Below are 23,134 nucleotides of genomic sequence, written 5' to 3' on the forward strand. Positions count from 1 at the left end.
ACAAATCAACCACTTACAAAACAACGCGCAGGTGAAACACATTATAGGGGGCAAACCACCGCTGGACGGGGCCCCGGCTACCAACCCTCCTGCAGTCCGCTTGGTCGAAGTCGATGAAGATTCCGCTGGCCAGCGGCTCGATAACTTCCTGATACGCCATTTGAAGGGCGTACCCAAGACCCACGTGTACCGCATCATTCGCAGCGGTGAAGTGCGCATCAACAAAGGCCGCGCCAGTGCCGACACCCGCGTCGAGCAGGGCGACATGGTGCGTCTGCCGCCCGTGCGCGTCTCCGACAAGGTGGCCGAGAAAGCCGAGCGCCCGGCACCGGCGCGCGAGTTTCCGGTTCTTCTGGAAGACGAGCATCTTCTCGCCATCGACAAACCCGCTGGTGTGGCCGTGCACGGGGGCAGCGGCGTGAGCTTCGGCGTCATCGAGCAATTACGGCAAGCCCGTCCCCAGGCCAAGCTACTGGAACTGGTGCATCGGCTGGACCGGGAGACCTCGGGAATCCTGCTGGTGGCCAAGAAAAGGTCCGCGCTGACCCATTTGCAAGACCAGTTTCGTGAGCGTGAAACGGGCAAGACCTACCTGGCGCTGGTCACGGGCCAATGGGCGCCCAGCAACAAGGTCATTGACCTGCCTCTGCACAAATACCTGCAGGCGGACGGTGAGCGCCGCGTGCGCGTCACCACTGCAGACGACCCGGACGGCATGCGCTCCATTACTTTGGTGAAGGTGCGGCAGGCCGTGCCTGCGCGGCCCCTGCAAGGATTGCCCGCCATGACGCTGCTGGAGGTGACCATCAAAACCGGTCGCACCCACCAGATTCGGGTTCACCTCGCCAGCCAGGGGCACCCCATCGTGGGCGACGACAAGTACGGGGACTTTGACCTGAACAAGCGGTTGCAGAAGCTTGGGCTCAAGCGCATGTTTTTGCACGCCTGGCGGTTACAGTTCAGCCACCCCGCCACCGCCGAGCGCATCACCTTGAACGCGCCGCTGCCCTCCGAGTTGGCAGAATTCATTCCCTCCGCTTGATCACACCCGCCATGCCGTCCCCCGCCCGCTCGCGCCGTTTTGACCTGATTGCCTTCGACTGGGATGGCACGCTGTACGACTCTACTGCCATCATCGTGCGCTCTATCCAGGAAGCGGTGCGGGATGTGGGCGGCACCGTGCCTTCTGACAAGGAGGCTGCCTATGTCATTGGCATGGCATTGATTCCAGCGCTGGCACATGCTGCGCCTGATGTGCCGCCAGAAAAATACCAGGAGCTGGGCAACCGCTACCGCTTTCATTACCTGCAGCACCAGAACGACCTGAGCTTGTTTGCCGGGGTGTTGCCCATGCTGAACGACTTGCGCCAGCGCGGCCATCTGCTGGCGGTCGCCACCGGAAAGAGCCGGCGTGGCCTGGACGAGGTGCTGCATTCCGTGGACTTGCGCGGCATGTTCGACGGCTCCCGCACGGCAGACCAGACGGCTGGCAAGCCCCACCCGCTGATGTTGCAGGAGCTGATGGCCGAGTTCGACGTGCCGCCCGAGCGGCTGCTGATGATCGGTGACACCACCCATGACCTGCAAATGGCGCTGAATGCGGGTTGTGCCAGCGTGGGGGTCAGCTACGGCGCCCACGAGCCGGATGCTTTCCATGAGCTCAAGCCGTTGTTTGTTGCGCACTCAGTGGCGCAGTTGCATGGCTGGCTGTTGGAGGAAGCCTGAGCGATGTGGCAGCGCAATATTGGTTTCGCTGCAAAGGGCAATCATGTCTGAGCCTGTGATCGCCCTGTGCGCCAGCGCCGATCTGCAGGAGGGCGGCTTGGCCGTGCCCTTCGATGTGCAATACGGCGGGCAGACCTGCCGGGCTTTTGCCATTCGCTACCAGGGCGTTGCCCATGCGTATCTGAACCGCTGCACCCATGTGGCCATGGAAATGGATTACCAACCCAATCGTTTTTTCGATGATTCCGGGAAATGGTTGTTGTGCGCAACCCACGGTGCTGCGTACGCGCCCGATACGGGGTCGTGTGCTGGCGGCCCGTGCCGTGGCGGTTTGGTGAAAATTCCCCTATCGGAAAGCGATGGCGTAGTGCGCTGGCATACTGCTTACAACCTACAACCCGTGGTGTTGTGATGTGTACTTTGCGTCGTATCTTGATTTTTTTGTCCGCTGTGCTGTCCAGCGCTTTTCCTAGGACTGGTCAGGCAGCGGGAGGCTTTGCATGACTGAACCAAATACCCCTCCATCCCCTACCCCTGGCGGTGCGCCAGATTCGTTGCCTGCGTCTGATCTGTGGGCTGCGCAGGCCACAGCGCCTGCGCCCGCCGCGGCAGGCCCTAAAAACGCCCCGGTGGGTGAGCCGGGCTGGGAGCGTGTAGTGCTGGAAAAGCTCGCTATGGCGTCCCTGGCAGAGCAACGGGCTGCCAGGCGCTGGAAGATCTTCTTCCGGTTCACGTGGCTGCTATTGGTGGTTGCCATTTTCTGGGGAGCGATGCTGCAAGGGTCGCCCAGTGCCAACAAGAGCGCACCGCATACAGCGGTGGTGGACATCAAGGGTGAAATTGCCTCGGGTGCAGAGGCGAGCGCCGAGTTTGTGGTGGCTGCCATGCGCAGTGCCTTCGAAGACGAGGGCTCCAAGGCGGTGGTCTTGCTGATCAACTCCCCAGGGGGCAGCCCGGTGCAGGCGGGCATCATCAATGACGAAATCACCCGCCTCAAGGCCAAGCACAACAAGCCGGTGTACGCGGTGGTGGAAGAAACCTGCGCCTCGGCGGCTTACTACATTGCTGCCGCTGCTGATGAAATCTTCGTGGACAAGGCCAGCATCGTCGGCAGCATTGGTGTCCTCATGGATGGTTTCGGTTTTACCGGCACTATGGAAAAGCTGGGCGTGGAGCGTCGCTTGCTCACGGCCGGGGAAAACAAGGGTTTTCTGGACCCGTTCAGCCCCCAGACTGAGCAGCAGCGCACCTATGCGCAAGCCATGCTGAACCAAATCCACCAGCAGTTCATTGCAGTGGTGAAGGCCGGGCGGGGCGACCGACTGAAGACGACGCCTGAAACGTTCAGCGGGCTTTTCTGGACCGGGCAGCAGGCTGTGGAAATGGGCTTGGCAGACAAGCTGGGCAACCTGGACTATGTGGCGCGTGAAGTGGTCAAGGCGGAAGACATCATCGACTACACCCGCCGCGATAACGTGGCCGAGCGTCTGGTCAAACGCTTTGGCGCGGCCATGGGGGCAGGCGCAGCCAAAGCTGCGACTTCTATAGCCGCACCGCAATTGCGTTAAGCGCAGCGGCGCGGGTTTAAAAAAGCCCCGGCAGCCTCTTTTGTTGGGGCTGCCGGGGCTTTTTTATCAGGGTTGGGCGGTTACGGCGAGGATTACCGGCCGATGAGGAACACCGTCGGAGTGCGGTTGTCCACGGGTATCTCTCGTTGCCGCCACTGCTTTACGGGCAAGCTACACAGCTTGGCGGACTCCAGTGTGAGCCCTGCAGCCATGGCCAGCCGGGTATTGGTTTGCAGTGTCTGGGTCAGCGCCTGCCACAGTGCTGCATTGCGATAAGGCGTCTCGATGAATACCTGTGTCTGCCCAGTTTTGAGGGCAAATGACTCCAGCTCGCGGATGCGTTGGGTGCGTTCCTGTCCACTTTGGGGCAGGTAGCCCACAAAGGCGAAGTTTTGTCCGTTCATGCCGCTGGCAGCCAGGGCCAGTAGCAGCGAAACCGGGCCGACCAGCGGAACTACCGGGATTTCCAGGTCGTGGGCAGCCCGCACGATGGAGGAGCCGGGGTCGGCCACTGCGGGCATGCCCGCTTCGCTGACCAGGCCCATATCGTGCCCTTGCAGGGCTGCCGCCAGCAACGGGCGCGCGTCAAACACCGGGGCGCCTTTGTCGCCATGGTCTCCCTTTTTGTGAACTTCGCGGGGGAGTTCGGTGATCTGCTGGGCTTGAATGGGGGTGGCTAGCGCCTGGATGGCGTCCACGCGTTTGAGGTACGCGCGGGTGCTTTTGGCGTTTTCGCAGATCCAGTGGCTGAGCTGGGCTGCTTGCCCAATCGTGGCGCGCGGCAGGGCATCTTCCAGCGGCGCTTGCTGTTCGCAGCCAAAGTCGAGCGGTGCGGGCACCAGGAGCAGTCGGCCCCGTTTTGGGTCGGAAGAGGCTGTGGCCGCAGCGACCGGCGAGGGGGTGGTGGCTTCGCTCATGGCAGCACCAGCCCGGCGGCGCGCAGCATGCGGCAAGTGCGAATCAGGGGCAGGCCGATCAAGGCGGTGGGGTCGTCACTCAGGATAGCATCCAGCAGGCTGATGCCCAACCCTTCGCTTTTGGCGCTGCCCGCGCAGTCGTAGGGCTCTTCTGTGCGCAGATACCTTTCAATTTCTGCGGAGCTGAGGTGGCGAAATTTCACCTCCACCGGCGCCAGATCCACCTGTTCAAAACCCGTTTCCGCGCAAACCACAGCAACAGCCGTTTGAAAGATGACGGTTTGGCCGCTCATGGCTTGGAGTTGCTGCGTGGCTCTTTCGTGGTTGCCCGGCTTGCCCAAGGGGTGCCCCGCCAAGTCGGCCACCTGGTCGGAGCCAATGACCACGGCGGTAGGGTGGAGTGCTGCGACCGCCCGTGCTTTGGCCAGTGCAAGCCGAAGGGCAAGCTCTTTGGGAGGCTCTCGGTCGTGAGGGGTTTCATCGACTTGGGGAGCGGCCACATCAAAAGGCAGGTTCAGGCGTGAAAGCAGTTCGCACCGATAGCGGGAGGTGGAGCCCAATACCAGAGGGCGTGGCAGGGTGGAGGATTCATGCATGCGCCAATTCTCTTACACTGCCGCCATGACCAAGGAATACTCCCCCGACCGGCTTGACATCAAGGCTTTCGCCCAAGCGGGAGGCCATCTGTCAGGTCATGATTCGCTCCTGAAATATGAGCGCTTGGCGCAAGAGGCAAAAGGCTTGCACCCAGATCTGCTCGTGGACTGGAAAGCGGCTTCCGAAATCCGGCCCGAAGCAGGAGGTCCAGGGCAAATCTGGCTTCATTTGTCTGTGCACGCCAGCTTTCCCATGGAATGCCAGCGCTGCCTCACCCCGGTCGATGTCCCTCTGGATGTGGAGCGCTCCTTCCGGTTTGTGGCAGATGAAGCCACGGCCGAAGCTCTGGATGAAGAGTGTGATGAGGATCTGTTGGCGCTGAGCCGGGAGTTCGATTTGCGCGAGCTGATCGAGGACGAGTTGCTGATGGCTCTGCCCGTGGTGCCACGCCACGAGGAGTGCCCTACGTCTGTTCCCCTGGCCTCGTCCGATGACGACTTTGAGGCGGCCAGCTCAGAAAAACCCAACCCGTTCGCTGCGCTGGCTGCTCTGCGCAAGGACGGAAAAGGGACATAAATTTTTGTTTGGGCTATAATCGAGGGCTTCTCGCGAATCCCCCTCGTGTCTTATTGGGCTGATCGCGTTTTTACCAACCCTATTCAAGACCAGGAGCCATCATGGCAGTTCAGCAAAACAAAAAGTCTCCCTCCAAGCGCGGCATGCACCGTTCGCACAATGCACTGAATGTGCCAGGCACCGCTGTGGAACCCACCACCGGTGAAACACACCTGCGTCACCACATCAGCCCCAACGGTTTCTACCGTGGCCGCCAAGTGCTGAAGAACAAGTCTGAAGCCTGATTTCAGCTGCATTCAAGGCCCGCAACTACATCTTGTAGTGCGGGCCTTTGTTTTGACCGTCGTATTTATCTTCCGGCCAAGGCCGTTGGCTGGACAAGTCGCCCATGATCACACTGGCTGTTGACTGCATGGGGGGCGATCACGGCCCCCGCGTCACGCTCGCGGCGTGCCGCCAGTTTCTAGAAACCCATTCCCAGGCGCGTTTGTTGTTGGTGGGCTTGCCTCAAAGCCTTCAATCGTTCGCGCACGACCGTGCCACCATCGTGGCTGCCTCTGAGGTCGTCGCCATGGATGACCCCGTGGAAGTGGCCTTGCGCAAGAAGAAAGATTCTTCCATGCGCGTAGCCATCCAGCAGGTCAAGGATGGCGCTGCCGCCGCCGCGGTATCGGCAGGCAACACGGGCGCTTTGATGGCCATTGCCCGTTATCTGTTGAAGACGCTGGATGGCATTGATCGCCCAGCTATCGCCACGCAATTGCCCAACGCCCAGGGAGGCGCCACCACGGTGCTGGATTTGGGTGCGAATGTGGACTGCTCCGCAGAACACTTGCTCCAGTTTGCCGTGATGGGTTCTGCCCTGGTTTCTGCTTTGCAGGAGGGGGGCGAGCCCACTGTGGGGTTGCTCAACATCGGCGAAGAAATTATCAAAGGCAGCGAAGTCATCAAAAAAGCGGGCGAATTGCTGCGAACAGCAGCAGGTTCCGGTGATTTGAGCTTCTACGGCAATGTGGAAGGCAACGATATCTTCAAGGGCACCGTGGACATCGTGGTGTGTGACGGTTTTGTGGGCAATGTGGCCCTCAAGGCCAGCGAAGGTGTTGCCTCCATGGTCATTGGCGGCTTGAAAAACGAGTTTTCTCGCAATATCTTGACCAAAGCTGCTGCGATCATTGCCTATCCGGTTCTAAAAGCGTTGATGAAGCGCATGGACTACCGTCGTTACAACGGCGCAGCGCTGTTGGGCCTGCGGGGTCTGGTCTTCAAGAGCCACGGATCGGCGGATGTTCTCGCGTTCGAGCAGGCTTTGAACCGGGCGTATGATGCAGCCCGCAACAACCTGCTCGACCGTGTCCGGACGCGGATTGCGCATGCAGCGCCCCTTCTGGCGCCCGCAGATGCGCAAGCCAAGACCGGTGTTTCGGCGACGACACATTGATGAGACGTTATTCCCGCATTACCGGCACCGGCAGCAGTTTGCCCCCTCGCCGCCTGACCAATGCCGATCTGGTGGCCGAGCTCGCGCAGCGCGGTATTGAAACTTCTGACGAATGGATTGTGGAACGCACGGGTATTCGTGCCCGGCACTTTGCTGACCCCGAGGTGGGTAGCAGCGACCTGGGTCTGGAAGCCGCCCGCAACGCCTTGGAAGCCGCTGGTGTTCAGCCCCAAGATATTGACCTGATCATTGTTGCGACCTCCACGCCAGACATGGTGTTTCCTTCCACGGCCTGCATCTTGCAAAACAAGCTGGGGGCCAACGGATGCCCTGCTTTTGATGTGCAGGCGGTGTGCAGCGGCTTTGTCTATGCGCTGTCGGTGGCCGACGCCATGATCCAGTCTGGCGCTGCCAGCCGGGCCCTGGTGGTGGGCGCTGAAGTATTCAGCCGCATTCTCGACTTCAATGACCGCACGACCTGCGTGCTGTTTGGCGATGGTGCAGGCGCTGTGGTGCTGGAGGCGTCTGAAACCCCCGGTATTTTGTCCAGTGACCTGCATGCCGACGGCAAGCATGTGGGCATTCTGTGCGTTCCCGGCAATGTGTCGGGTGGACAAGTCTTGGGTGATCCTCTGCTGAAGATGGACGGCCAGGCAGTGTTCAAGCTGGCGGTGGGGGTGCTGGAAAAGGCGGCCCATGCAGCGCTTGCCAAGGCTGGTTTGACGGAGTCGGACATCGATTGGCTGATTCCGCACCAGGCGAACATCCGCATCATGCAGGGCACGGCCCGCAAGCTGAAGCTCTCCATGGACAAGGTTGTGGTCACTGTGGACCAGCATGGCAACACCTCCGCGGCATCGATCCCTCTGGCGCTGGACCATGCGGTACGCAATGGTCAGGTCAAGCCCGGTCAGACGGTGCTGCTAGAAGGCGTGGGTGGTGGCTTCACCTGGGGTGCTGTGCTATTGAAAATGTAGCTGCTTGCGCTTGCTGTATAAGCGCTAGAGCATGTTTTGAGGCTCTTCTAGCGAATGCTAGTGATGCACTCGATAAATGTCGTACGTCGAAATCGTCGTTTACAGACGTGCGGCGATTTCCATCACTACTATTCGCTAGAAGAGCCTGTTTTGATTAGAAAATTATGAAGTCATTCGCATTTGTTTTTCCGGGGCAGGGCTCGCAGGCTGTGGGCATGCTCGACGCCTGGGGCGACCATCCTGCTGTGCAGCAGACGCTGCAAGAGGCCTCTGAGGCCTTGGGCGAGGATGTGGCCCGTTTGATCCACGAAGGCCCCAAGGAAGTGCTGGCCCTGACGACCAATACCCAGCCCGTGATGCTGGTGGCTGGTGTGGCAGCCTGGCGCGTGTGGTGTGCGGCTGGCGGTGCCAAGCCCGCAGCTCTGGCGGGTCATTCATTGGGTGAGTATTCGGCGCTGGTGGCAGCAGGTGTGCTGACCCTGGCGCAGGCTGCGCCTTTGGTGCGCCTGCGCGCGGCTGCCATGCAGGAGGCTGTGCCGGTCGGCGCCGGCGCCATGGCTGCCATCCTGGGGCTCGAGGCTTCAAAGGTGATTTCTGGCTGTGCGGAGGCTGTGGTCTCTCTGGGCGGTGCCGAAGTGGTCGAGGCGGTCAATTTCAACGACCCCGCCCAGACGGTGATTGCAGGTACCAAGGCCGGGGTTGAGAAGGCTTGTGAGGTGCTCAAGGCTGCGGGTGCCAAGCGTGCGTTGCCACTGCCGGTGTCTGCTCCATTCCACTCCAGCCTGATGAAGCCGGCCGCTGAAAAGCTGCGCGTGGCTCTGGAATCTGTTGTGCTGGCTGAGCCGCAAATTCCTGTTGTCAACAACATCGACGTGGCGGTTCGCACGGATGCGGCACAGATTCGCGACGCTCTCTATCGCCAGGCGTTCGGGCCTGTGCGCTGGGTCGAGTGTGTGCAGGCCTTGAAGGCGCGTGGCATCACCCATGTGGTGGAAGCGGGGCCGGGCAAGGTATTGGCAGGGCTGACGAAGCGGATTGACGCTGAACTCACAGGCCTGCCTTTGTTTGACCCTGCCACGTTGGCTGAAGTGATGGAGGCATTGAAATGACGGATTCGACAAAGACATCCCAGGTGGCCCTGGTAACTGGTGCCTCGCGCGGTATCGGTGCCGCCATCGCCCTGGAATTGGCCGTGCGCGGCTACCAGGTGGTAGGCACCGCGACCACTGACGAAGGCGCTGCGCGCATTGGTCAGGCACTGGCCGCTTACCCTGGTTGCCGGGGTGCCAATCTCAATGTGAACGATGCCGCCGCGGTGGAAGCCCTGATCGACGGCATCGTCAAGCAGCAAGGCGGCCTGCATGTGCTCGTGAACAACGCGGGTATCACCCGTGACACGCTGGCCATGCGCATGAAGGATGAGGACTGGGATGCGGTGCTGGATACCAATCTCAAGGCCGTATTCCGAGTAAGCCGTGCTGCCATTCGCCCCATGATGAAGCAGCGCTTTGGCCGCATCATCAGCATCACCAGCGTGGTGGGCGCCTCGGGCAACCCAGGGCAAGCCAACTATGCGGCCGCCAAGGCAGGTGTGGCGGGCATGACCCGTGCGCTGGCTCGCGAACTGGGGAGTCGCAACATCACCGTCAACTGCGTGGCGCCCGGTTTTATTGAGACCGATATGACCTCTGTGCTGCCCGAAGACCAGCAAAAAGCCCTCAATGCGCAGATCCCGTTGGGCCATATGGGCAAGCCGCAGGACATCGCGCATGCAGTGGCCTACCTGGCTTCCAATGAGGCTGGCTATGTGACGGGGCAGGAATTGCACGTCAATGGCGGCATGTACATGTAATTGAGACAAGTTAACGCCGGTTCATCCGGACGGCGGGCTGCCAAGGGGGAATCTCCTTAGCGGCTAGAATCGCGGATTCATTCACAACCCCCAGAGGGAAACCATGAGCGATATCGAAGCACGCGTCAAAAAAATCATTGCCGAACAACTCGGTGTGGAAGAGTCCCAAGTTACCAACGAGAAGTCCTTCGTGGCTGACCTCGGCGCTGACTCCCTCGACACCGTGGAGCTGGTGATGGCACTGGAAGACGAGTTCGGCATCGAGATCCCCGACGAAGACGCGGAAAAGATCACCACGGTGCAAAACGCCATCGACTACGCCAACAATCACCAGAAGGCCTGAGCGGCGCCCTGCGCCTGACTCGAGCGATCAGTAGAAGGTTTTCACGCATGAGCCGTCGTCGCGTTGTCGTGACCGGCCTGGGTTGCGTCAGCCCCGTGGGTAACACGGTGGCTGATGCCTGGGCCAACATCCTCGCCGGCAAGTCCGGCATTGACCTCATCACCAAGTTCGATGCGTCGAACTTCGCCTGCAGGATAGCGGGTGAGGTCAAGGGATTTGACCTGGAGTCGTACATCAGCGCAAAAGATGCGCGTGCGATGGACTCCTTCATTCATTTTGGGATCGCTGCGGCAGCGCAGGCTGTGCAGGATGCGGGCTTGCCCACAGGCGAGGCGCTCGACGATGAGTTGGCCACCCGCATTGCCTGCGTTATTGGTTCTGGAATTGGCGGGCTTCCGCTGATCGAGAACACCCATATCGAGTATGCCGCCCGAGGCCCTCGGCGGATTACCCCATTTTTTGTGCCAGCCTCCATCATCAATATGGTGGCTGGTCATGTTTCCATGCGTTTTGGCTTCAAGGGGCCGAATCTGTCCGTCGTGACTGCGTGCACCACCGGTTTGCACTGCATTGGCGAGGGCGGACGCATGATCGAGTACGGCGATGCCGATATCGTCGTTGCTGGTGGCACTGAATCCACCGTCTCTCCGTTAGGCATTGGCGGCTTTGCGGCCATGCGTGCGCTTTCAACGCGCAATGATGACCCGCAGACGGCCTCTCGCCCCTGGGACAAAGACCGTGACGGTTTTGTGCTCGGCGAAGGCGCTGGTGTCATGGTGCTGGAAGAGTACGAACACGCCAAGGCGCGCGGTGCCAAGATTTACGCTGAAGTCGGTGGCTTTGGCATGAGCGCTGACGCAGGGCACATGACCGCTCCCAATATGGATGGTCCTCGCAGAGCCATGATCAGTGCGATGCGCAATGCGGGTGTCAACGCTGATCAGATTGATTACCTCAATGCCCACGGCACTTCAACGCCCCTGGGCGATTTGAACGAAACCAACGCCATCAAGGCTGCGCTGGGCGATCACGCCAAACGTACGGTGGTGAGTTCGACCAAGTCGATGACCGGTCACTTGCTCGGCGGGGCCGGCGGCATCGAAAGCGTCTTCACGGTGCTGGCTTTGCATCACCAGAAGGCGCCCCCAACGATCAACCTCTTCAACCAGGATCCAGAGTGCGATCTGGACTACTGCGCCAACACGGCGCGTGATATGAAGATTGATGTGGCCCTCAAAAACAATTTTGGTTTTGGTGGCACCAATGGCTCTTTGGTATTCAAGCGGATCTGAACGAGCTAGCGCGGCGTTTACATTGCCGTACTGGCTTTGTTAGATTGCTAGTCTTTACGGGCTTCGGTGTGCGCAGGGTAATGCTTGATGACAAAGTGGTCAGCATTCCCGGTGCTCCCCAGCAAGTTCCAAGTCACATAGTGCCCCCGATAGCAGCCTTGATCGCTGAATTTTCTCGGTGCAGGTTAGCTTTGGCTTCCCAAATCCTGCAGCTCTATCCTTTCTGTCGATGACAGGCTTCGTCAGATATACCGCTCCTGCGGTGCGCTATCCATTCGCGCGCAGCGTGGTACTTGCCATCTTGGTTTTGCTGATATCGGCTGCTTCTGGTGCTGGTGTGTTTGCCTTTGCGGTAGCGCAGGGAAGGGCTGGCGCAGGGCTCCAATGGACTGGCGTGTTGGCACTCGCTGCCTGGGTGATAGCTTCTCTCTGTGCACTGCGGTACTGGTGGTGTGCCCCTTTGGGTGAGCTGGTGTGGGACGGTCAGGTTTGGGCAATTCATTTTGTCGCCGACGAAGAACCTCTCGCTTTGAGGCGCGCGCCTCAGGTCTTGGTGGATATGCAAGCTTGGCTCTGGGTCATGGTAGTGCATGGAGACTTGCGCCGCTCTTGGATCTGGCTTGAGCGTTCTCGTCAAACCGAGCGCTGGGGTGATTTACGGCGTGCGGTATATTCGCCCGCCATGCAGGCAGCCGCCCCGGCTTCCCTATTCCATCCGGCCCCAGGCCGGGAGCCCTGAGGCGTGATTCCTGAGTGTCCATGACTGCAACCCCGCCTTCTTCCCCTACTGACAGCGATATCCAACTGGTGGAGCGCACAGTTGCGGGCGATCAGCGAGCATATGAACTGTTGGTCATCAAATACCAACGGCGCATTGAGCGCCTGATCGGACGGATGGTGCGTGATGTTGACCTGGTGCAGGACATTGCCCAGGAAACCTTCATTCGCGCCTATCGCGCCCTTCACCAGTTTCGGGGTGATGCCCAGTTCTACACCTGGCTTTATCGGATCGCTGTCAACACGGCCAAAAAGGCGTTGATGGACATGAAGCGCAATCCGGTCGTTTCTGAGAACGCTCTGCGCGGTGGTGACGAAGAAGATGAAACTTCCCGTGTGGATCATGAACTAACCACACAAGAGACCCCGGAAACCGTTTTGGCGGCCCAGGAGATTGCCCATGTGGTGAACGCCGCCATGGAAGCTCTGCCTGAGGATTTGCGACAGGCGGTCACCCTTCGTGAAATCGAAGGTCTCAGTTACGAAGAAATCGCCAGTGCCATGAATTGCCCTATCGGAACCGTACGATCCCGCATCTTTCGGGCGCGAGAGGCAATCTCGGCGAAGGTACGCCCCTTGCTGGAGAATCAATCTGGCAAGCGGTGGTAGTGCTCGTGAGTGAGCAGGCCCTAGAACGTATTTTGTGTGGTTGCTGGTTGTTTGACAGGTGAAATCATGGACAGAGATTTGACGCAGGATGAACAGTTGTCGGCGCTGATGGACGGAGAGCTTGACGATGCTTCGTTGGCGGAGGCGCTGTCTTTCGCTGCAGACAAAGGGCAAGCTACTTGGGAGCTTTACCATTTGGTTGGTGATGTGTTGCGCTCGCCTGAACTGGCTGCCCACGCCACCAGCCCGTTGCTCGGCCGTCTGCGTGAGCAAATAGCGCAAGAACCCCGGTTCCCGGTGCAAAAACCTGAAGAAGCAGTGGTTGTAACGCACAGCGCTGTCGTCAACACGGAGCGTCCTGCTGCCAATTCCTCCGTATTTCGTTGGAAGATGGTCGCCGGTTTCGCGTCATTGGCTGCCGTGGCAGCCATTGGCTGGAATTCTCTCAGCGCTCTGCAAGGGCAGGGCAAGCAGCTTGCAGCGGCCCCGGTACCGCAACCGACGGAGGTGTTGGCTGTGTCCGAGGGCGCAGGTCAGCCTGTGATGTTGCGTGATCCCCGTCTGGATGAGTTGCTGCAGGCTCATAAGCAGTTCGGCAGCACCTCCGCTTTGCAGATGCCTGCTGGCTTCCTGCGCAATGCCACCTTTGAAGAGCCTTCCCGATAAGTTGCTCATGGTATTCGGCCAGCAAAAACGTTTGGTCGCAGACCGCCCATCGGCCAGTTTTTTACTCACCTTAGCCTCTCGCATGCGAGGCTTGGTGCTGGTAGCGGGTGTGGTCATCGGAGCGCATGCCCACGCCCACGCCCCCAGTGAGGGAGCATCTGCCCCTGCGCAGCCCAACCGCGATGTGTCTCAATGGGTCGAGCACATGCGAGGGGCGGTGTGTCAAAGCCCCTACTCCGGGACTTTCGTGGTGATGTCTGCCTCAGGGGCCATGTCGAGTTCGCGCATCACCCAGGCGTGCGATGGCGGTGTGCAAATTGAGAAGGTAGAGAGCCTGACGGGCGCCCCGCGAACGGTGTACCGGCGCAACGGCGAGATGAGAACCTTTTTCGGCTCCACCCGCACTGTGCGTACCGACCGTGCAGATAACCTGGCGGTCTTTCCACAGCCTTCCGTAGTGCCTGGGGCTCAGCTATCGCAGTATTACTCTGCCAAGCGGCTCGGCTCAGAGCGGGTGGCGGGCCGGATGGCTGATGTACTCTGGTTCAAACCGCAGGATGATTTGCGCCTGGGCTATCGCATCTGGTCTGATCAAGCCACGGGCTTGGTGATGAAGCTGCAAACTCTGGCGGTTGATGGCCGAGTGGTGGAGCAGGCGGCATTTTCTGAGATCGACTGGAATGCACCAGTGCGGGCTGAGGATCTTTCTCGCTCCATGGATGCGATCGCCGGCTTCCAAGTAGTTACCGTCAATGTGCGAAAAACCTCTGCACAGTCTGAGGGATGGGGGCTGCGCCAGCCGGTCGAAGGATTTGTGCCTGTGCAATGTTATCGCCGCACTTTGGCGACTCAGGCCGATACGCGAAGTGTTTTGCAGTGCTCGTACTCTGATGGGCTGGCTTCCGTTTCGCTGTTTCTGGAGCCACTCGATGCGGTTCGGCATGCCGACCTGCAATCGCAGGAAGTGAGCATGGGGGCGACCCAGTTGCTTGGCCGCAAAGTGGGTGAAGATGCCTGGCTCACCGTGGTCGGCGAGGTGCCCCGTAAAACGCTGTACAGGTTCTCTCAGGCTTGGGTAAGGTTGCGCTGACGAGCGGGGCGGCGGCTGTTCCATACAGGTGCTCACTTTTTTGAGCGAGATGGTGGTGAGTCAAACGTCGCCGCCAGCTGGGTTAACGCGAAAACTTGCGTACATCAAGGGAACCAAACGCTGCCCACGCCTTTCACAGCATCATTCGTATAACGCCCTGTCACCTTTTTTTGAAAGGCCAATGATGTCCGTTTTGAATTGGAAATTGCTCCGTTCTGTCGCTCTGGCGGGAGTGTTCACCAGCATTGCGGGATGGACCGCTGTCTCTCCCTCGGTGGCCCTGGCGCAAACTGCGGTGGTTCGAAATCTGCCTGACTTCACCGATTTGGTAGAGCAGGTCGGCCCTTCGGTGGTCAATATTCGTACCACTGAGAAGTCGCTGGGCCGCGCAGGTGGCGCAGCCATGGACGAAGAGATGGCTGACTTCTTTCGTCGCTTTGGTGTTCCCATCCCGAACATGCCTCGTCAGCAGCGGCCTCAGCAACAGCCAGAAGATCAGCCCCGAGGGGTGGGATCCGGGTTCATTCTTACACCCGATGGTTTGGTGATGACCAATGCGCACGTGGTGGAAGGCGCTGATGAGGTGATCGTCACCCTGACCGACAAGCGTGAGTTCAAGGCCAAGATTGTTGGCTCTGACAAACGCACCGATGTAGCACTGGTGAAAATTGACGCCACCGGACTGCCAGCGGTCAAAGTGGGCGACGTTAGTCGCCTCAAGGCGGGCGAGTGGGTCATGGCCATTGGTTCGCCCTTCGGCTTGGAGAACACGGTCACGGCAGGGATCGTCAGTGCCAAGCAGCGTGATACGGGGGACTATCTGCCATTTATCCAGACAGATGTTGCCATCAACCCTGGAAACTCAGGGGGGCCACTGATCAACATGCGTGGCGAGGTGGTCGGCATCAACAGCCAGATCTATTCCCGCTCGGGCGGGTTCATGGGAATTTCATTCGCCATTCCGATAGACGAAGCCATGCGCGTGAGCGATCAGCTGAGGACTGCCGGGCGCGTGACACGTGGTCGGATCGGTGTGCAGATCGGCCCGGTGACCAAGGATGTGGCGGAGTCTCTGGGGTTGGGCAAAGCCCAGGGGGCGCTCGTCACTGGGGTGGAGTCTGGCTCGCCCGCTGAAAAAGCAGGTGTGGAGGCAGGTGACATCATCACCAAGTTTGAAGGCAAGCCCATCGAAAAGGTGGCTGATCTGCCTCGGCTGGTAGGGAATGCCAAGCCTGGCAGCAAGAGCAGCTTGACGGTGTTCCGTCGTGGTCAAAGTAAAGATCTGGCTGTCACCATTGCCGAGATTGAGCCTGACAAGGTGGCAACAAAAACGGTTGACAAGGAAGAGCGCGTCAAGTCGTCCAATGCGGGGCAACATGTGGGCTTGGCGGTGAGGGATCTGACCGATGCGCAAAAGCGTGAGCTCAAGCTCAAGGGGGGCGTGGTGGTCACGGCTGCGTCGGAAGGTGCTGCGCGCGCGGGTTTGCGCGAGGGAGACATCATTCTGGCTTTGGCGAACTCTGAAGTGCTGAGCGTCAAAGACTTTGAAGCGGTGTTGGGCAAGGTGGATAAAAGCAAAACCCTGAGCGTGCTGTTCCGCCGCGGGGAATGGGCCCAGTACGCCTTGATCCGTCCTGCTCGCTGAAGCTGGGATATCCAAGTCACTGCAGGGTCGCGGAGCCTTGTGGTGACTTGAAAGTTAGTGTGTGCACACCTGTAATTTATGCATCGGCCGATTTCGATAGAATACAGACCGACCACCGGCTACTGCAATCATCGAGTTGGGTAGCCGGTTTTGTGCGCAGCAGCTCCAAAGTTCCACCACATCTTGTCCACTCAGGCAGTCTTGCTCTGTGAATAAGTTGTGCATAAGCGATCTGTTGCACTGCGGCAACGACCCCAGAGTGCATTGGTGCGGAGTCTGTAACGAAGGCTTTTTGCCTACAATGCAGGTCCAGCCATCGCAGTTGCCAATGATTGTTGGTTCAGGGCGCGTCGCCATTCGACGCGCCCTTTTTTCTTGTGCGGGCCGTTCTCCTTCAATTAATTGACGCTTTTCGTTGATGAATCACATCAGAAATTTCTCCATCATTGCGCACATCGACCACGGTAAGTCGACACTGGCAGACCGACTCATCCAGCGTTGTGGTGGCCTTGCTGACCGCGATATGGAAGCCCAAGTGCTTGACTCGATGGACATCGAGAAAGAGCGGGGCATCACCATCAAGGCACAAACAGCGGCGCTGCAATACAAGGCCAAGGATGGTCAGGTCTACAACCTGAACCTCATCGACACGCCCGGGCATGTGGACTTCTCGTATGAAGTGAGTCGCTCGTTGTCTGCTTGCGAAGGTGCGTTGCTGGTGGTGGATGCATCCCAGGGTGTGGAAGCCCAGACGGTTGCCAACTGCTACACCGCGCTGGACTTGGGCGTGGAAGTCTTGCCCGTGCTCAACAAGATGGATCTGCCCAATGCTGATCCTGATAACGCCAAGGCCGAGATTGAGGATGTGATCGGCATCGATGCTGCTGATGCGATTCCTTGCTCTGCCAAGACCGGCATGGGCATTGATGACATCCTGGAGCTGATCGTTGCCAAGGTGCCGGCGCCCAAGGGCAATCCCGATGCGCCGCTGCGAGCGATGATCATTGACAGCTGGTTCGACACCTATGTTGGTGTGGTGATGCTGGTGCGTGTCGTGGATGGGCGCCTGGCCAAGGGCGAGCGTTTCAAGATGATGGCGACCAATGCCACTTACAACGCCGATAACCTGGGCGTCTTTACACCTGCCAACCTGCCGCGCGAATCGCTGGAGGCGGGCGAGGTGGGTTACATCATTGCAGGCATCAAGGAGTTGCAGGCTGCCAAGGTTGGCGACACCATCACCCTGGAAAAGAAGCTGCCCAACAATCTCGGCCCTGCCAGCGAGCCGTTGCCTGGTTTCAAGGAAATACAACCCCAGGTGTTTGCAGGCCTGTACCCCACCGAGGCCAATCAATACGACTCACTCCGTGATGCCCTGGAAAAACTCAAGCTCAACGATGCAGCCCTGCATTACGAGCCGGAGGTGTCGCAAGCGCTGGGCTTTGGCTTCCGCTGCGGCTTCCTGGGTCTGCTGCACATGGAGATCGTGCAGGAGCGTCTGGAGCGCGAGTTTGACCAGGACCTGATCACCACCGCGCCGAGTGTGGTGTACGAAGTGGTCAAGGGCGACGGCGAAGTCATCATGGTGGAGAACCCCTCCAAGATGCCTGATCAGGGCAAGATACAGGAGATTCGCGAGCCCATCGTCACCGTGCACCTGTACATGCCCCAGGACTATGTGGGCCCGGTGATGACACTGGCCAACCAGAAGCGGGGCGTGCAGATCAATATGGCCTACCACGGTCGCCAGGTGATGCTCACTTACGAGTTGCCCCTGGGCGAAATCGTTCTCGACTTCTTTGACAAGCTCAAATCTGTATCGCGTGGCTATGCCTCCATGGACTATGAGTTCAAGGAATACCGCGCCTCGGACGTGGTGAAGGTGGACATCCTGCTCAACGGCGAAAAGGTGGACGCGCTCTCCATCATCGTTCACCGCACCCAGGCTGCCTACCGCGGGCGTGCCGTGGCGGCGAAGATGCGCGAGATCATCTCTCGCCAGATGTTCGACGTGGCGATTCAGGCTGCGATTGGCGCCAACATCATTGCGCGTGAGACCATCAAGGCGCTGCGCAAAAACGTGCTCGCCAAGTGCTACGGCGGTGACATCACCCGCAAACGCAAGCTGCTCGAAAAGCAGAAGGCCGGCAAGAAGCGGATGAAGCAGATTGGCTCGGTGGAAGTGCCGCAAGAAGCATTTCTTGCGATTTTGCAGGTGGAAGATTGATGCAGTTCATGCAAGTGATCACGTCGTTGCTGCTGGCGGCGTTTGCCGGGTACATCGGTGCCTGGTACTTTGGTGCTCTGGAGGGCAATTTCGCACTCCTGCTGTTCCTTGCCACCGTGGTGACTGGGGTTTATTGGCTGGGTGAGCGTTTTTACTTCCTGCCGCAGCGGCGCAAAGCTGCCCAGGCACTGGAAGACGCCGCTGTCCAGCGACGTGCCGAACTGGACCGCATGGGCATCCAAAAAGTGGATGTGGATGCCCAGGAAGCCAAAAGCCGCATACTTATGCAGCCCTGGTGGCTGGATTGGACGGCGGGCCTCTTTCCCGTGATCGCGGCTGTGTTCGTGCTGCGCTCATTCCTCTTTGAACCCTTCAAGATTCCTTCGGGCTCGATGGTCCCGACGCTGCGGGTCGGTGACTTGATCCTGGTGAACAAGTTCACCTACGGGGTGCGCCTGCCCGTCATCCACACCAAAATCATCGAAGGCAATAAGCCTGCGCGCGGGGATGTGTTGGTGTTTCGCTACCCACCACAGCCGAGCCTGGACTACATCAAGCGGGTGGTGGGTGTGCCGGGGGATGAAGTGGCGTACCTGAACAAGCGCCTCATCATCAATGGCAAGCCGGTGCCAATCTCTGCGCAGCCCGACTTTCTGGAACAAGAAAGTATGCGGTACTTCAAGCAATTTGAAGAAACCCTGGGTGAGCATTCCCACCGGCTGCTGAACAACGCTGACGCCCCCGCATTTGTCCAGGGCGTGACCAATTTTCCCTACCGGGAAAACTGTCGCTACAGTGTCGAAGGGGTCGTTTGCAAAGTGCCCGAAGGCCACTATTTCATGATGGGCGACAACCGGGACAATTCCCTCGATTCTCGTTACTGGGGCTTTGTGCCCGAAGGGAATATCGTGGGCAAGGCTTTCTTTGTCTGGATGAACTTTGGCGATTTCAAACGCATTGGGCCATTCAACTGAATGGCCAGTAGCAATCTATAAAACAGGAGGGTGCGAACCATGAAGTTGCAACGCACAACATTTCGCTCGCGGCAGCGTGGCCTGTCGTTTATCAGCTTGATTTTTGTTGGTTTTCTGGCGGTGGCTACCTTTGCCATTGGCGGGCAATCGATTCCGATCTTTCTGGAATACCAGGCCATTCGCAAGGCAGCGCTGAAGGCTTCCAAAGAGGGCTCTACCGTGGGTGAAATTCAAGCGGCTTTTGATCGCGCAGGTGCTATCGACAACATCAGTTCCATTGCAGGCAAGGACCTGGAGATCACCAAACGCGGAGACAAAACCATTGTGAGTCTGAAATACTCTCGCGAGATTGAATTGGCAGGACCAGCCTTCCTCGTTTACCGTTTCCAATACCAGACCGATTAATTAGTGCATCCCAGTCTCTCTTCGCTGCAAACCCGTCTGCAGCATGTCTTTTCGAATCCCGCTCTCTTGCAGCGGGCTGTGACCCACCGCAGTTTTTCAGCCGACCACAACGAGCGGCTGGAATTCCTGGGGGATTCCGTGTTGAACCTGGCGGTGGCCAGTCTGCTTTACGAGCGGCTGGCGCAGTTGCCGGAAGGTGATTTGTCACGCGTGCGGGCCAATCTGGTCAAGCAAGACACCTTGCACCAGCTGGCGCTGCGTTTGAAGGTGTCGGAAGTTCTGCGCTTGGGCGAGGGCGAGTCCAAGTCCGGGGGGCAGCAGCGTCCGTCCATCCTGGCCGATGCCCTGGAAGCCTTGATCGGCGCTGTGTACCTTGATGCCGGTTACGAACAGGCCGAGGCGCTGGTGCACAGGCTGTTCCAGGAAGTGGAGATCAACCCCCACATGCAGGCCGTGGCCAAGGATCCCAAGACGGCTTTGCAGGAATGGTTGCAGGGCCGCAAAATGAAGCTGCCGCAGTACCGCGTGGTGGGCACCGTGGGCGAAGCCCATCGCCAGACCTTTGACGTGGAATGCGATATTGCAGAGTTGGGGCTGACCGAGCGTGGCATCGGTGGTTCCCGCAGGGCGGGTGAACAGGCCGCTGCTGCTGCCATGCTGGCCACACTGAAAGCGAAAAAACTATGAATGATGCTACCAAAAATGTAGCTGGTAGCGCTGATTCAGCAAGCGCTCAAGGCCAAAATGATCTGGATGCGATGCTTGCGGCAGCGCGCACGGCAGGCGCTGTCAAGGCGGCGGGGGCTAACCCTTCTGTGCCGGTAGAAGGCCAGCGCTGCGGCGTGATTGCCATCGTGGGCAAGCCCAATGTGGGCAAGTCCACGCTGATGAATGCGCTGGTGGGCCAGAAGATCAGCATCACCTCGCGCAAGGCGCAGACCACGCGCCACCGCATCACCGGCATCCGCACGCTGGGGGCTACGCAGTTTGTGTTCGTGGATACGCCTGGTTTTCAGACCAAGCACAGCACGGCATTGAACAAGTCGCTCAACAAGACCGTGATGGGTGCGATTGGTGATGTGGACCTGATCCTGTTTGTGGTGGAAGCAGGCAGCTTCACCCTGGCCGATGCCAAGGTGCTGTCGCTGTTCAAATCCGGCATTCCCACGCTGCTGGTGGCCAACAAGCTGGACATGGTCAACCGCCGCGCTGAGCTGGCCCCCTGGCTCAAGAGCATGCAGGAGCGCCACCCGTTTGCCGAATTCGTACCCATGTCGGCCAAGAACAAGGGCGACATCGAGCGCCTGTTCGGCATCTGCGAAAAATACCTGCCCGAGCAGCCCTGGTGGTACTCGGAGGACGAGTTGACCGACCGCAGCGAGAAATTCCTGGCCGGTGAAACCGTGCGTGAAAAGCTCTTTCGCTTCACCGGCGACGAGTTGCCCTACACCTCCACCGTCGTCATCGACAAGTTTGACGAAGAGCCCAGCAAGACCCACAAGCGCTTTGTGCGCGTGGCCGCCACCATCGTGGTGGAGCGCGATGGCCACAAGGCCATGGTGATTGGCGAAAAGGGCGAGCGCCTCAAGCGCATCAGCACCGATGCGCGGCAAGAGCTGGAAAAGCTGCTCGATGCCAAGGTGTTCCTCGAAGTGTGGGTGAAGGTACGCTCTGGCTGGGCCGACGATGAAGCCCGCGTGCGCTCTTTCGGCTACGAGTAAGCGGTGGGCAGGGCTGTTGCGCGCTGCACCAGCCCGTTCATCGCCGGGCCCCCACAGGGCTTGGCTTGCGCGCTCAAAGTCACATACCCCGCTCAACCCCTCACCGCTTTCCTGCCGTGGCCGCCGCCAAGCGCATCTCCGACGAACCCGCCTACGTGCTGCACAGCTACGACTGGAGCGAGTCCAGTCTGATCCTGGAGGTGTTCTGCCGCCGCCAGGGCCGCGTGGCGCTGGTGGCCAAGGGGGCTAAAAAGCCCAGCTCCAACTTCCGCCCCGTGCTGCTCCCCCTGCAGCCGCTGCTGCTCACCTACACCCTGGCGGGCGATGGCGCGGGCGATATCCACACTCTCAAAGGCGCCGAGTGGGTGGGCGGGCATGTGATGCCCACGGGCGACGCGCTGCTGTCGGGCCTGTACCTCAATGAACTGCTGCTGCGCCTGCTGGCGCGGGCCGATGCCCATGCGGGGCTGTTTGACGTGTACGCCGGTGTGGTGCGTGTGCTGGCCAGCGAGCATGGCGACGCCCTGGAGCCGGTTTTGCGCAGCTTTGAACTGCTGTTGCTGCGCGACCTGGGCCTGCTGCCCACGCTGGATGCCGAAACCGCCACGCTGGCCAATCTGCGCCCCGAGGGCCGCTACACGCTGGTGGCCGAAGGCGGCTTGCGCACCGCCTCGCAGGCCGATCGTGCCAGCCTAGCGGGCAGCCAGTGGCGTGCGCTGCAAGAGGCGCTGGACGAAGCCGCCAGCTACACCGCCACGCTGCGTGCCTGCGCCCCCGTGGCGGCCGAACTCAAACCCCAGCTGCGGGCGGTGCTGCAATACCATTGCGGCAGTCCGGTGCTGCGCACCCGCCAGCTCATGATGGACTTGCAAAGCTTATGAACACCCGACCCCTTCAACACCCGCGTCACCGTACCGCCCTGTCCGTCAATGTCAACAAAGTGGCCCTGGTGCGCAACACGCGCCACCTGGGCATCCCCAGCGTGACCCGTGCCGCCACCCTGTGCCTGCAGGCTGGTGCGCAAGGCATTACCGTGCACCCCCGGCCTGATGAGCGCCACATCCGCGCGCACGATGTGTATGAGCTGGCCGAGCTGATGAAGGCCTGGCCTGACCGCGAATTCAACATCGAGGGCAACCCCTCGCAGAACCTGATGGAGTTCATTCGCGAGCTTGCGGGCCAGGGCATGCGCCCTCACCAAGCCACCTTTGTGCCCGACAGCGAAGACCAGTTCACCAGCGACCATGGCTGGAGTTTTCCGCAAGACGCCGAGCACCTGGCCCCGCTGGTGGCCGAGTGCAAGGCCCTGGGTGTGCGCGTGAGCCTGTTCATGGACCCGGTGCCCGAGCAGATGGCCGCCGCCAAGGCTGTGGGCGCAGACCGCGTGGAGCTGTACACCGAACCCTACGCAGCCGCCTGGGGCACCGCGCAGCAGGCCGAGCAACTGGCCCGCTATGCCGCCGCCGCCCAGGCCGCTTTAGACGCTGGGTTGGGGGTGAATGCCGGGCACGACCTGAACCGCGACAACCTCGCCGCCTTTGTGCGCGAAGTGCCCGGTGTGCTCGAAGTCTCCATCGGCCACGCGCTGATTGCCGACGCGCTGGAGCTGGGCTACGCCGCCACCGTGCAGGCCTACCAAGCATGCATCGATGCAGGCTTTGTTCCAGCGGTTAACTCCTGATTTGATAGCTGCTAGCGCTTATCTATCAAGCGCTAAAGGCTTATTTCACTC

At 59.8% G+C, this 23,134-nt stretch carries 25 protein-coding genes; 23 read left to right on the forward strand and 2 right to left on the reverse strand.

The window, feature by feature from the left end:
- The first annotated feature begins 31 nt into the window (after positions 1 to 31).
- From AADJ04_RS05325 to AADJ04_RS05340, 4 genes are all read left to right on the forward strand, one after another.
- Entirely contained in the window at positions 32 to 1,042 is a 1,011-nt protein-coding gene (locus tag AADJ04_RS05325) for an RluA family pseudouridine synthase (protein WP_207373462.1), read from the forward strand.
- 11 nt (positions 1,043 to 1,053) lie between these two features.
- Positions 1,054 to 1,725 carry an HAD-IA family hydrolase gene (locus AADJ04_RS05330; RefSeq protein WP_207373516.1) on the forward strand — a complete coding sequence of 224 codons (672 nt, stop codon included), beginning with the start codon at positions 1,054 to 1,056 and terminating at the stop codon, positions 1,723 to 1,725.
- A gap of 43 nt (positions 1,726 to 1,768) precedes the next feature.
- Positions 1,769 to 2,137 (forward strand): Rieske 2Fe-2S domain-containing protein, encoded by a 369-nt coding sequence (locus tag AADJ04_RS05335; protein ID WP_207373463.1) that lies wholly within the window; start codon positions 1,769 to 1,771, stop codon positions 2,135 to 2,137.
- 88 nt (positions 2,138 to 2,225) lie between these two features.
- Positions 2,226 to 3,293 carry a S49 family peptidase gene (locus AADJ04_RS05340; protein ID WP_341238982.1) on the forward strand — a complete coding sequence of 356 codons (1,068 nt, stop codon included), beginning with the start codon at positions 2,226 to 2,228 and terminating at the stop codon, positions 3,291 to 3,293.
- A gap of 92 nt (positions 3,294 to 3,385) precedes the next feature.
- On the opposite strand, the gene AADJ04_RS05345 is transcribed toward AADJ04_RS05340, so the two are convergent.
- The gene (locus AADJ04_RS05345; RefSeq protein WP_198846623.1) at positions 3,386 to 4,210 is read right to left on the reverse strand and encodes an SAM-dependent methyltransferase; all 825 of its coding nucleotides are present in this window, start codon (positions 4,208 to 4,210) and stop codon (positions 3,386 to 3,388) included.
- On the reverse strand, positions 4,207 to 4,806 hold the full coding sequence (locus tag AADJ04_RS05350; RefSeq protein WP_066696412.1) for a Maf family nucleotide pyrophosphatase: 600 nt from the start codon (positions 4,804 to 4,806) through the stop codon (positions 4,207 to 4,209). The genes AADJ04_RS05345 and AADJ04_RS05350 overlap by 4 nt, the downstream gene beginning before the upstream one ends.
- A gap of 25 nt (positions 4,807 to 4,831) precedes the next feature.
- Between AADJ04_RS05350 and AADJ04_RS05355 the strand changes: the two genes are divergently transcribed.
- The 19 genes from AADJ04_RS05355 to AADJ04_RS05445 all read left to right on the forward strand — a co-directional run bounded on the left by AADJ04_RS05355 (position 4,832) and on the right by AADJ04_RS05445 (position 23,083).
- Positions 4,832 to 5,383, forward strand: a complete 552-nt coding sequence (locus AADJ04_RS05355; protein WP_066696462.1) for a YceD family protein — start codon at positions 4,832 to 4,834, stop codon at positions 5,381 to 5,383.
- A gap of 101 nt (positions 5,384 to 5,484) precedes the next feature.
- A complete protein-coding gene (gene rpmF, locus AADJ04_RS05360; protein WP_044397881.1) occupies positions 5,485 to 5,667 on the forward strand; it encodes a 50S ribosomal protein L32 in 183 nt (60 codons plus the stop codon).
- 104 nt (positions 5,668 to 5,771) lie between these two features.
- Positions 5,772 to 6,824 (forward strand): phosphate acyltransferase PlsX, encoded by a 1,053-nt coding sequence (plsX, locus tag AADJ04_RS05365; protein ID WP_288481803.1) that lies wholly within the window; start codon positions 5,772 to 5,774, stop codon positions 6,822 to 6,824.
- Entirely contained in the window at positions 6,824 to 7,801 is a 978-nt protein-coding gene (locus tag AADJ04_RS05370; protein ID WP_066784720.1) for a beta-ketoacyl-ACP synthase III, read from the forward strand. Before plsX ends, AADJ04_RS05370 begins: the two co-directional genes overlap by 1 nt.
- Before the next feature lie 164 nt (positions 7,802 to 7,965).
- On the forward strand, positions 7,966 to 8,910 hold the full coding sequence (gene fabD, locus AADJ04_RS05375) for an ACP S-malonyltransferase (RefSeq protein ID WP_338820687.1): 945 nt from the start codon (positions 7,966 to 7,968) through the stop codon (positions 8,908 to 8,910).
- A complete protein-coding gene (fabG, locus tag AADJ04_RS05380) occupies positions 8,907 to 9,653 on the forward strand; it encodes a 3-oxoacyl-ACP reductase FabG (protein ID WP_066696424.1) in 747 nt (248 codons plus the stop codon). Before fabD ends, fabG begins: the two co-directional genes overlap by 4 nt.
- A 103-nt stretch (positions 9,654 to 9,756) precedes the next feature.
- Positions 9,757 to 9,996, forward strand: a complete 240-nt coding sequence (gene acpP / locus AADJ04_RS05385; RefSeq protein WP_044397886.1) for an acyl carrier protein — start codon at positions 9,757 to 9,759, stop codon at positions 9,994 to 9,996.
- Between the two features lie 47 nt (positions 9,997 to 10,043).
- The gene (fabF, locus tag AADJ04_RS05390) at positions 10,044 to 11,288 is read left to right on the forward strand and encodes a beta-ketoacyl-ACP synthase II (RefSeq protein ID WP_066696426.1); all 1,245 of its coding nucleotides are present in this window, start codon (positions 10,044 to 10,046) and stop codon (positions 11,286 to 11,288) included.
- A 759-nt stretch (positions 11,289 to 12,047) separates the two neighbouring features.
- Entirely contained in the window at positions 12,048 to 12,674 is a 627-nt protein-coding gene (gene rpoE / locus AADJ04_RS05395) for an RNA polymerase sigma factor RpoE (RefSeq protein ID WP_341238983.1), read from the forward strand.
- Between the two features lie 66 nt (positions 12,675 to 12,740).
- Positions 12,741 to 13,340, forward strand: coding sequence for an RseA family anti-sigma factor (locus AADJ04_RS05400; RefSeq protein ID WP_044397889.1), 600 nt, complete (start codon positions 12,741 to 12,743; stop codon positions 13,338 to 13,340).
- A 184-nt stretch (positions 13,341 to 13,524) separates the two neighbouring features.
- Positions 13,525 to 14,430, forward strand: a complete 906-nt coding sequence (locus AADJ04_RS05405) for a MucB/RseB C-terminal domain-containing protein (protein WP_341239000.1) — start codon at positions 13,525 to 13,527, stop codon at positions 14,428 to 14,430.
- 184 nt (positions 14,431 to 14,614) lie between these two features.
- Positions 14,615 to 16,075, forward strand: coding sequence for a DegQ family serine endoprotease (locus AADJ04_RS05410; RefSeq protein WP_341239001.1), 1,461 nt, complete (start codon positions 14,615 to 14,617; stop codon positions 16,073 to 16,075).
- Between the two features lie 418 nt (positions 16,076 to 16,493).
- The gene (lepA, locus tag AADJ04_RS05415; RefSeq protein WP_044397890.1) at positions 16,494 to 18,302 is read left to right on the forward strand and encodes a translation elongation factor 4; all 1,809 of its coding nucleotides are present in this window, start codon (positions 16,494 to 16,496) and stop codon (positions 18,300 to 18,302) included.
- The gene (lepB, locus tag AADJ04_RS05420) at positions 18,302 to 19,276 is read left to right on the forward strand and encodes a signal peptidase I (protein ID WP_198846617.1); all 975 of its coding nucleotides are present in this window, start codon (positions 18,302 to 18,304) and stop codon (positions 19,274 to 19,276) included. The genes lepA and lepB overlap by 1 nt, the downstream gene beginning before the upstream one ends.
- Before the next feature lie 39 nt (positions 19,277 to 19,315).
- Positions 19,316 to 19,681, forward strand: coding sequence for a DUF4845 domain-containing protein (locus AADJ04_RS05425; RefSeq protein ID WP_341238984.1), 366 nt, complete (start codon positions 19,316 to 19,318; stop codon positions 19,679 to 19,681).
- Positions 19,682 to 19,684: 3 nt separating this feature from the next.
- Complete coding sequence (gene rnc / locus AADJ04_RS05430) at positions 19,685 to 20,368, forward strand: ribonuclease III (RefSeq protein ID WP_044397894.1); 684 nt, start codon at positions 19,685 to 19,687, stop codon at positions 20,366 to 20,368.
- On the forward strand, positions 20,365 to 21,402 hold the full coding sequence (gene era / locus AADJ04_RS05435) for a GTPase Era (RefSeq protein WP_066696434.1): 1,038 nt from the start codon (positions 20,365 to 20,367) through the stop codon (positions 21,400 to 21,402). The genes rnc and era overlap by 4 nt, the downstream gene beginning before the upstream one ends.
- Before the next feature lie 116 nt (positions 21,403 to 21,518).
- The gene (gene recO / locus AADJ04_RS05440) at positions 21,519 to 22,283 is read left to right on the forward strand and encodes a DNA repair protein RecO (RefSeq protein ID WP_066696437.1); all 765 of its coding nucleotides are present in this window, start codon (positions 21,519 to 21,521) and stop codon (positions 22,281 to 22,283) included.
- Positions 22,280 to 23,083: a pyridoxine 5'-phosphate synthase gene (locus tag AADJ04_RS05445; protein WP_341238985.1), complete on the forward strand. Its 804-nt coding sequence runs from the start codon at positions 22,280 to 22,282 to the stop codon at positions 23,081 to 23,083. Before recO ends, AADJ04_RS05445 begins: the two co-directional genes overlap by 4 nt.
- Positions 23,084 to 23,134: the final 51 nt, after the last annotated feature.

It is taken from the genome of uncultured Acidovorax sp. (assembly GCF_964021665.1).
GTDB lineage: Bacteria > Pseudomonadota > Gammaproteobacteria > Burkholderiales > Burkholderiaceae_C > Acidovorax > Acidovorax temperans.